Source organism: Muribacter muris (assembly GCF_001038205.1).
Classification (GTDB): Bacteria; Pseudomonadota; Gammaproteobacteria; order Enterobacterales; family Pasteurellaceae; genus Muribacter; species Muribacter muris.
This window is the reverse complement of the sequence record NZ_JWIZ01000046.1, coordinates 1-9,002: the sequence shown is the minus strand read 5'-3', so window position 1 is coordinate 9,002 and position 9,002 is coordinate 1. Positions and strand designations below refer to the sequence as shown.

At 45.2% G+C, this 9,002-nt stretch carries 8 protein-coding genes and 1 pseudogene; 8 read left to right on the top strand and 1 reads right to left on the bottom strand.

The genetic code is table 11. From position 1 onward, the window contains the following. Positions 1-77: 77 nt before the first annotated feature. A pseudogene (locus RO21_RS13485) lies at positions 78-373 on the top strand (transposase); the annotation flags it as partial. A gap of 233 nt (positions 374-606) precedes the next feature. Here RO21_RS13485 and RO21_RS07690 read toward each other — a convergent pair. Next, the gene (locus RO21_RS07690; protein WP_047977218.1) at positions 607-1,512 is read right to left on the bottom strand and encodes a 1,4-dihydroxy-2-naphthoate polyprenyltransferase; all 906 of its coding nucleotides are present in this window, start codon (positions 1,510-1,512) and stop codon (positions 607-609) included. A 117-nt stretch (positions 1,513-1,629) separates the two neighbouring features. On the opposite strand from RO21_RS07690, the gene tsaA reads away from it, so the two are divergent. The 7 genes from tsaA to nrdG all read left to right on the top strand — a co-directional run bounded on the left by tsaA (position 1,630) and on the right by nrdG (position 8,872). Then, positions 1,630-2,373, top strand: a complete 744-nt coding sequence (tsaA, locus tag RO21_RS07685; RefSeq protein WP_047977217.1) for a tRNA (N6-threonylcarbamoyladenosine(37)-N6)-methyltransferase TrmO — start codon at positions 1,630-1,632, stop codon at positions 2,371-2,373. Between the two features lie 52 nt (positions 2,374-2,425). Beyond that, positions 2,426-3,139, top strand: coding sequence for an SIMPL domain-containing protein (locus RO21_RS07680; RefSeq protein ID WP_047977220.1), 714 nt, complete (start codon positions 2,426-2,428; stop codon positions 3,137-3,139). Positions 3,140-3,202: 63 nt separating this feature from the next. After that, complete coding sequence (locus RO21_RS13210) at positions 3,203-3,343, top strand: hypothetical protein (protein WP_173425301.1); 141 nt, start codon at positions 3,203-3,205, stop codon at positions 3,341-3,343. Positions 3,344-3,463: 120 nt separating this feature from the next. Then, positions 3,464-4,045, top strand: coding sequence for a peptidylprolyl isomerase (slyD, locus tag RO21_RS07675; RefSeq protein ID WP_047977216.1), 582 nt, complete (start codon positions 3,464-3,466; stop codon positions 4,043-4,045). An 18-nt stretch (positions 4,046-4,063) separates the two neighbouring features. Then, positions 4,064-5,590, top strand: coding sequence for a threonine ammonia-lyase, biosynthetic (gene ilvA / locus RO21_RS07670; RefSeq protein WP_047977215.1), 1,527 nt, complete (start codon positions 4,064-4,066; stop codon positions 5,588-5,590). Between the two features lie 545 nt (positions 5,591-6,135). Beyond that, entirely contained in the window at positions 6,136-8,328 is a 2,193-nt protein-coding gene (gene nrdD / locus RO21_RS07665) for an anaerobic ribonucleoside-triphosphate reductase (protein WP_084724273.1), read from the top strand. A gap of 46 nt (positions 8,329-8,374) precedes the next feature. Further along, complete coding sequence (nrdG, locus tag RO21_RS07660; protein WP_047977214.1) at positions 8,375-8,872, top strand: anaerobic ribonucleoside-triphosphate reductase-activating protein; 498 nt, start codon at positions 8,375-8,377, stop codon at positions 8,870-8,872. Positions 8,873-9,002 lie beyond the last annotated feature (130 nt).

Genomic DNA, 9,002 nt, shown 5'->3' with positions numbered 1-9,002 from the left:
AAAAATAAATATTTTTTTTTTTTTTCATTTTTTATTTTTTTTTAAAAACCCCCCAATTTTAAAAAAAAACCAAAAGTATGCTGAAACAAGCAACGGCAAGGCTTACCAGGTCGAATCCGATATTACATTCCGATCAAGGTTGACAATATCAAATGCCAGTCTATCGAGCGATATTAGAGACAAATGACATTGTGCAAAGTATGTCTAGAAAATGAAATTGTTTGGATAACGCAGCAATGGAAAGCTTTTTCGGACGGCTAAAAACCAGATATTCTTTTGGCAGGCAATTTAAAACTTTTCTGAGCTTAAGCAAACTATTCACAAATATATTCATTACTACAATAATGAGCGTATTCAAGTGAAGTTAAAATGACTAAGTCCTATGGAATACAGAACTCAGCCCTCAAATTAAATCAGTCTAACTTTTTGAGGCAGATCAATACCAGCGGTCTTTTTTATTCTGTTTACTACATCGCTAAAAGTAAACCTACAAAACGATAGTGCTATGTTAATGTCAGAATGAGAAGCAAGTATCCGTTATAAAATCGACTCATTTCAATATATAACCAAACGCCCCCTGAAAGATGCTCAAAATTCAAATCCGTGTCATTGCAACACAATCCCCAAACTAAACAATAAATTGGTTAGGAGCGCTAAGCCTGCCATTTGTCCTAAAATTGGGCGGAGTTCGGCGGGGGATTGGTGGCGATACACAAAACGGGCGTGTTTGATAAGCAGTGGTGTGGCAAACAGAAAGAGATAGCCTTGCCAATTTAATGTTGCGATAGCAAATAATAGGTAGGCTAGGATTGCCAAGCCGATGAGGATAACGTGGTAAATGCGCCCGTTGCGGCTGCCAATGCGTACGATAAAGGTGTTTTTGCCTGCCTTTCGGTCTTGTTCAATATCTCGTAAATTGTTGATATTCAAGACGGCTACCGAGAGTAACCCGCAGCCTAGCGCCGGTAGTAGTGTGATCGTAAAGAGAGTATGCGCTTGCAAATAGAAAGTGCCGAGCACGGCGAGAAAGCCGAAGAAAATCAGCACGGAGAGATCACCCAAGCCTAAATAACCATAGGCGCGCTTGCCCACTGTGTAGGTAATGGCGGCGACAATCGCTAATACGCCTAAGCCGAAGAAAACCAGTAGATCCTGCCAATTTTGATAGGCATAGCCGACTAATAAGCTACCCGAGATAAATGAGAGGATCACCAAAATGATCAGCGCTTGCTTGAGTTGCACGCCACTAATCGCTCCCTGTTGGATTGCCCGCAACGGCCCAATGCGTTCAGCCGTATCCGAGCCTTTAACGTGATCACCGTAGTCGTTGGCAAAATTCGATAGAATTTGTAACAGCACTGTGGTAACAAGCGCTAACAGGGTGGTTGTTAAATCAAAGGCGTCCGCCCAGTGTGCCAGCGCCGAGCCAACCAAAATAGAGGCGAGGGCGAGGGGCAGGGTCTTGGGGCGTGCGGTACTAAACCAAATTGAAAAGGCAGAATGTGTTTTCATCTCAATCATTACAAAACGGATAAACAGGCGATAGCCGAGATTATGCTTTAAAAAAGCGACATATTATTACAAAATAGCGGTTCGTTTTTTGATTTTTAACAGAAAATTTGCATTTTTATGATAAATCCGACCAGCCCTCTTACTTTGCACCCGATTGGGATTGTTCGCTCGCCCTACGGTGAAAAATTTGCCGTACCTCGTCAGCCGGATTTAGTGTCGCAAGGTAAGGGGATTTTGCACTTACTGCCGCCCTATAATGCGCCTGATGCGGTCAGAGGTTTAACCCAATTTAGCCATTTGTGGTTGATTTTCCAATTTCACCAAATTCCCGCTCGGGAGTGGCACGCCACCGTACGCCCGCCCCGGTTAGGAGGTAATGAGCGTATCGGCGTGTTTGCTAGCCGTGCCACTCACCGCCCCAACCCGCTGGGCTTATCCAAGGTCAAGCTAGAGCGGGTGGAAGCAGGCAACGGCGAGGTGAAATTGCATTTGGGCAGTGTCGATCTGGTGGACGGTACGCCGATTTTCGACATTAAACCCTATCTTGCCTATGCCGATAGCGAACCCGATGCGCTTTCGGGATTTGCCCAGCAGAAGCCAAGTACAAAATTGCGGGTGGAATTTAGCGCTAAAGCGTTACAAGCGGTCAATTCTTGCCGAGATTTTGCAAAGTTCGGCATTACCGATCCGCTCGCATTTATCGCTCAAGTGATCGCGCAAGATCCCCGCCCCGCCTATCAACAGGGTAAAGTCAGCGAGCGTATTTACGGGATGAAACTGGCGGGGTATAACGTCTTATGGCAAATCAATGCGGAAAATGTTGCCATTGCCACAGTGATTGATATTCAAAATGGAACTTAACCCCAAAATCGCAATCAAAACGCCAACTTTATTGACTAAGGAACACACTATGATGAAATTGCAAAAATACGCCGCTATCCTACCGCTTGTGTTTGCCGGTAGCAGTGCCTTGGCGGACTTACCGGCACGGGCTAATACGGGATCGGTCTTTCATTTTTCGACCCAAGTAAGCCGTACAGTTGAAAAAGATTTGATGCAAACGGAAGTATATAGCCGCCAATCCGGTAAAAATCTCGCCGACCTGAAAAAAAGCGTCTCTGCCCAACTTAACAAGGTGTTAGAACACGCCAAGCAAGACACAGATATTGAGGTTGCCGCTCAAGGCATCACCCATAATGTGGAATATAACGAGAAAGGCAAGGTTGTCGGCTGGACGGCGGAAGGCAGTATTCAGCTAAAAAGTAGGCAGTTTGAAACCCTTGCCAAAGTATTGGATCAACTTGGCGACAAAGTAGCGATTCGATATATCCATTTCAGCGTTTCACCTGAAAAAATGGTTTCCCTCGAAGATGAAATGACATTGGATATTATCAAACAATTCCAGCACAAAGCCGAAGTCATTCAAAAGGGCTTAAATGCCAAACAGTATGTGTTGAGTGATATTCAGCTTGATACGCCAAACAGCGCCCATCAAGGCTATCCAAGTCCTCGTGTAATGTACGCAATGGAAGCCGGTGCGATGAAAATGAAATCGGATAACCTTCCACTTGAAGCCGGCAAGGAAACAATCTCTGCTACGGCGTCCGGTAAAGTAACATTCGAGTAACCCGTTATCATTTGTGATGTTATGCAGCCAAAACGGCTGCATTTTTTTAGGAACAAAGACAGAATGAAAAAATTGATTAAAATCTTAGTCTTACTTTGCCTTTGTGGTGGTTTAAGCGGGTGTATTGTTACCTCGGTGGTCGGGGCGGCGGTTGGTACGGCGGTCGATGTGGTGGATGCCGTTACGCCGGACATTATGGATTGATTGGCAAAAAAGCCAGTCAATCCGACCGCTTGCAAGCGGGTATTTTCGCCCTAAAATTTGCAAATCTGCCATAACAGGCTACAATGCCGACTACTATTTACATTACACAAAGGAATCTTTATGAAAATCGCAAAAAATGTTGTGCCTGCCATTGCTTACCAAGTTCGTACTCAAGACGGTGTATTAGTTGATGAAGCACCGGTTGAGCAGCCCCTTGAATATTTACACGGTCATAATAACTTGGTGATCGGCTTAGAAAATGCGTTAGAAGGTAAAGCGGTTGGCGATACGTTTGAAGTGCGTGTGAAACCGGAAGAAGCCTACGGCGAATACAACGAGAATATGGTGCAACGTGTGCCGAAAGAGGTGTTTATGGGCGTGGACGAACTTGAAGTCGGTATGCGTTTTATCGCCGATACCGATTTAGGCCCGCTCCCTGTGGTGATTACCGAAGTGGACGGTGATGAAGTGGTCGTGGACGGTAACCATATGTTAGCCGGTCAAGAGTTGCTGTTCAGTGTGGAAGTGGTGGCGACCCGTGAAGCAACCTTAGAAGAAATCGCCCACGGTCATATTCACCAAGAGGGCGGTTGTTGCGGACACGATAGCGATGAAGAAGGCCACGGCTGTGGTTGCGGCGGTCATCACCACGATCACGACCACCATCATCACGGGCACGGCGGTTGCGGCTGTAGCCACTAATCTCAAGGTGGATGGACAATGGAACGTGAACATTCACTCAACGGCACGGATTATCTCCGTGCCATTTTAAGCTCTAAAATTTACGATCTCGCCCAAGTTACGCCCTTGCAAAAAATGGAGAAACTCTCCGCGCGTTTGGGCAATCACATCTCAATTAAGCGGGAAGATCGCCAGCCGGTGCATAGTTTTAAACTGCGCGGTGCTTATGCGATGATCTCAAGCCTTTCCCCTGCCCAGAAACAAGCCGGTGTGATCGCCGCTTCGGCGGGTAATCACGCTCAAGGGGTCGCTCTTTCCGCTAAACATCTCGGCTTAAAAGCGCTGATTGTGATGCCGCAAAATACGCCGGCGATTAAAGTCGAGGCAGTGCGAGGGTTTGGCGGTGAAGTGTTGCTCTACGGCGCAAATTTTGATGAAGCCAAAGCCAAAGCGATTGAACTGTCCAAAGAGCTGAATATGACTTTCGTTCACCCTTTCGATCACCCGCTCGTCATTGCAGGGCAAGGGGCAATCGGAATGGAGTTAGTGCAACAGAATGCCGATTTAGACTATATTTTCGTGCCGGTTGGCGGTGGCGGTTTGATTGCCGGTATTGCTGTGCTGATTAAGCAGTTGATGCCGACCATCAAAATTATTGGGGTGGAATCTAAAGATTCCGCTTGTTTGTTCCACGCACTACAAGCGGGGCAGCCGATAGACTTAGCACGGGTCGGGCTGTTTGCGGACGGGGTAGCGGTTAAACGTATCGGCGATGAAACGTTCCGGCTTTGCCAACAATATGTCGATGATGTCGTGTTGGTGGATAATGATGAAATCTGTGCCGCACTTAAAGATGTGTTTGAGAATGTGCGTGCGGTGGCAGAACCGTCCGGTGCATTATCGTTAGCAGGGTTGAAAAAATATATTGCACAACATAATGTGCAGGGAAAAAACCTTGCCTGTATTTTGTCCGGCGCAAATTTGAATTTCCATACTTTGCGTTATGTGTCCGAGCGTTGTGAAATCGGTGAAAAACACGAAGCATTATTGGCGGTAACCATTCCGGAACAAAAAGGGGCGTTTTTAAGGTTCTGCCAGTTAATCGGCAACCGTGCGGTGACAGAATTTAACTACCGCCACGCCAACGATGAACAAGCCTGCATTTTTGTCGGGGTGCGGATCAGCGGTAACAGTGAAAAGTCTGAAATTATCAAGGACTTACAACATAATCAATTCCAAGTTACTGATCTGTCGGAAGATGATATTGCGAAAACCCATATCCGTTATATGGTCGGCGGGCGGGCAATTTCCGTTGAACAAGAGCAGCTTTACAGCTTTGAATTTCCGGAGCAGAAAGGGGCATTGCTCAAGTTCTTACAGGTGTTGTCAGACTGGGATATTTCACTGTTCCACTACCGTGCACACGGCGCGGATTACGGGGATATCCTCGCGGCATTTGTAATGAATGAGGCGGATCACACCGCTTTCCAACAGGATTTAGACCGTCTTGGCTATCGCTATCAAAACGTCAGTGAAAGCCCTGCCTATCGCTACTTTTTAAGGTAACGCAAGCGGGCGGATCGGCGTGATTTTTTGCAATTTTCCGCCCGCATAGTACAGTATTTCTACTTTGTCAGGACGCCACAATCGGCGTCCTTTTTTATCCTCTTGTCGCAATCATTTCACAAAATCTGGGTATTTTCCGCTATTTTAACCCCTCGGATAAATTGGCTATCTCCATTGATATTTAATGGTTTAACCGTAATTTTTTTATTATTTCATTGTCTTTGTTTTAAATAAAAATAAACATTTAAACTTAATAAAATAAAAATCTTAATTTAGAGATATTTTTATATTATCTTTGTTTTTGGTGTTAAATAAATTAACACCTGTTTTTACTGGGGTAAAATAATATCAAGTTATTGATTTTAAATTAAAAATTTAAGATTTTGTTATTTTGATAAAACGCTATTTTAAGTAAGATAATGGCGATTTAATTTAACAAAAAGATCAAATTGCTCACAAAAAATAACATGATTTTTTATTTGAAATTTACTCCGCAGGCAGATATATTATTTGTGTTTTATCGGATTGAATTTAAAGGAGGCAATATGATAAATCAACAGGTTACATTACACCGGACAACAGCTGAGCAGACTTCACCGTTTTTAGCCTATCATCTTACCGTGCTAAAACGGGACGGCTCACGGGCTGCCTTTGATATTCAGCGTATCGTTACAGCAATTAAGAAAGCCACCCAAGCCGTTGATGTGTTTGATGAACCGTTTTGTACGAGCCTTGCTCAAGAGGTTTGGCAAGAGATTTTTTCTCAACCCATTGAAACGATTGATATTTTACATATCCAACATATTGTGGAAAACAAATTGATGGCGAGCCGATACCCGCAGGTTGCCCGTGCTTATATTGAATATCGCCACGATCGTGATGTGGCGCGGGAAAAACGCACTCAATTAACCCAAGAGATTAACGGCTTGATTGATCAGAGTAACCTTGAGCTGCTCAATGAAAATGCGAATAAAGATGCTAAGGTTATTCCGACCCAGCGTGATTTACTCGCCGGCATTGTCGCAAAACACTACGCCAAGCACTATATTTTGCCCCGTGATGTGGTAAATGCCCACGAGAGTGGTGAAATTCACTATCACGATTTGGATTACGCCCCGTTCTTCCCAATGTTTAACTGTATGTTGGTCGATTTAAAAGGAATGTTGGAACAGGGCTTTAAAATGGGCAATGCGGAAATCGAACCGCCGAAATCCATCATCACCGCCACGGCGGTAACGGCACAAATTATTGCGCAAGTCGCCAGTCATATTTACGGCGGTACGACCATTAACCGCATTGACGAAGTGTTAGCGCCCTATGTGCAAATCAGCTATGAAAAGCATTTAAACACCGCCGAACAGTGGGGAATTGCCGATAAAACCGCTTTTGCCGATGCACAAATTGAAAAAGAGTGCTATGACGCTTTTCAATCTTTGGAGTATGAGGTCAATACGCTACACACGGCAAACGGGCAGACCCCTTTTGTTACCTTTGGGTTTGGTTTAGGCACAAGTTGGCAGGCAAAATTGATCCAACGTGCGATTCTGAAAAACCGTATTCAAGGTTTGGGGAAAAACCGCAAAACGCCGGTATTTCCAAAATTGGTGTTTACGATTAAACGTGGCTTAAACCAGCGTCCGCAAGATCCGAATTATGACATCAAACAATTAGCGTTAGAATGTGCCTCGAAACGAATGTATCCCGATATTTTAAACTACGATCAAGTGGTTAAAATAACCGGCTCTTTTAAAGCACCAATGGGCTGCCGCAGCTTTTTGGGGGCGTATCGGGACGAGCAGGGGAACGAAATCCACGACGGGCGAAACAACTTAGGGGTGGTGAGTATCAATTTGTCCCGTATTGCGATTGAAGCAGCACAAGACGAATCCCGCTTTTATCGGATTTTAGACGAGCGTTTGGCGATCGCGAAAAAAGCACTACTGACCCGTATTGCCCGTTTGGAAAATACCAAAGCCCGTGTTGCGCCGATCTTATATATGGAGGGCGCTTGCGGGGTACGTTTAAACGCAAACGACAGCATCGCCACCCTTTTCAAACAAGGTAGAGCCTCGATTTCATTGGGGTATATCGGCATTCACGAAACCGTCAATGCCCTTTACGGCAACGGACAACATATTTTCGACAGCCCGCTTCTGCGGGAAAAAGGGCTGGCAATCGTCAAATACCTGCACCGAGCCACAAAAAAATGGGCGGAAGAAACCGGCTACGCTTTTAGTTTATATTCAACGCCAAGCGAAAATTTGTGCGATCGGTTCTGCCGTCTGGATACCAAAGCCTTTGGCATCATCAAGGGGGTTACTGACAAAGGTTATTACACTAACAGCTACCATTTGGACGTGGAGAAGAAAGTCAACCCATACGATAAATTGGATTTTGAACAACCGTACCCCGAATATGCCAGCGGCGGCTTTATTTGCTACGGTGAATATCCGAATATTCAACATAACCTAAAAGCGTTGGAAGATGTGTGGGATTACAGCTACGACCGAGTACCCTACTACGGCACAAATACGCCGATAGACGAATGCTACGAATGCGGTTTTACCGGTGAATTTGACTGTACCAGCAAAGGCTTTACCTGCCCGAAATGTGGTAATCACGACAGCCAGAAAGTGTCCGTTACCCGCCGTGTCTGCGGCTACTTAGGCAGCCCCGATGCCCGCCCGTTTAATGCCGGCAAGCAAGAAGAAGTAATGCGGCGAGTAAAACATCTGTAAGATAAGCCAGCCCCACTTTTGAGGGCTGGGAAAATGAGGCAAATTGATGAATTACCTGCAATATTATCCTGTCGATGTTGTCAATGGCGAAGGTACACGTTGCACCCTATTTGTAAGCGGTTGCACGCACCGCTGCCGAGGGTGTTATAACCAAAAAAGCTGGTCGTTTAATGCAGGACGCGCCTTTGATGAAACAATGGCACAGCAAATTATTGATGATTTGAACGATACACGGATTAAACGACAAGGTTTAACCTTATCCGGCGGCGACCCCTTTCACCCTCACAATATTCCTACGCTATTAAAGTTGGTGAAGCGAGTCAAAACGGAATGCCCAAACAAAGATATTTGGGCGTGGACAGGCTATGTACTGGGGGATTTCACCCCCTTACAACGTGAATTATTAGCCTACGTTGATGTGCTGATTGACGGCAAGTTTGAGCAGGATTTATACGACCCAAGCCTTATCTGGCGCGGCTCGTCAAATCAATGCGTTTACCGATTTGATCAAGGAACGGCAAAGCCGAGCGTAATATCATATTGACAAGCGGTCAGATCTAGCCGAAATCTTGCAAACTTGGCGACACAATGCTGAAAAATAAAAGCGAGCGAGATAAGTTTTGCGAAAAAAGTGAGATAATTTACTTCTCGACTTGTTTCACATACTGCAACAG

What these genes read in the sequence shown, in the direction of transcription:
- slyD (WP_047977216.1), top strand. Translation starts at nt 3,464, where the DNA reads ATGAAAATCGCAAAAAATGTTGTGCCTGCCATTGCTTACCAAGTTCGT.
- nrdG (WP_047977214.1), top strand. Translation starts at nt 8,375, where the DNA reads ATGAATTACCTGCAATATTATCCTGTCGATGTTGTCAATGGCGAAGGT.
- RO21_RS13210 (WP_173425301.1), top strand. Translation starts at nt 3,203, where the DNA reads ATGAAAAAATTGATTAAAATCTTAGTCTTACTTTGCCTTTGTGGTGGT.
- tsaA (WP_047977217.1), top strand. Translation starts at nt 1,630, where the DNA reads ATGATAAATCCGACCAGCCCTCTTACTTTGCACCCGATTGGGATTGTT.
- RO21_RS07680 (WP_047977220.1), top strand. Translation starts at nt 2,426, where the DNA reads ATGAAATTGCAAAAATACGCCGCTATCCTACCGCTTGTGTTTGCCGGT.
- RO21_RS07690 (WP_047977218.1), bottom strand. Translation starts at nt 1,512, where the DNA reads ATGAAAACACATTCTGCCTTTTCAATTTGGTTTAGTACCGCACGCCCC.
- nrdD (WP_084724273.1), top strand. Translation starts at nt 6,136, where the DNA reads ATGATAAATCAACAGGTTACATTACACCGGACAACAGCTGAGCAGACT.
- ilvA (WP_047977215.1), top strand. Translation starts at nt 4,064, where the DNA reads ATGGAACGTGAACATTCACTCAACGGCACGGATTATCTCCGTGCCATT.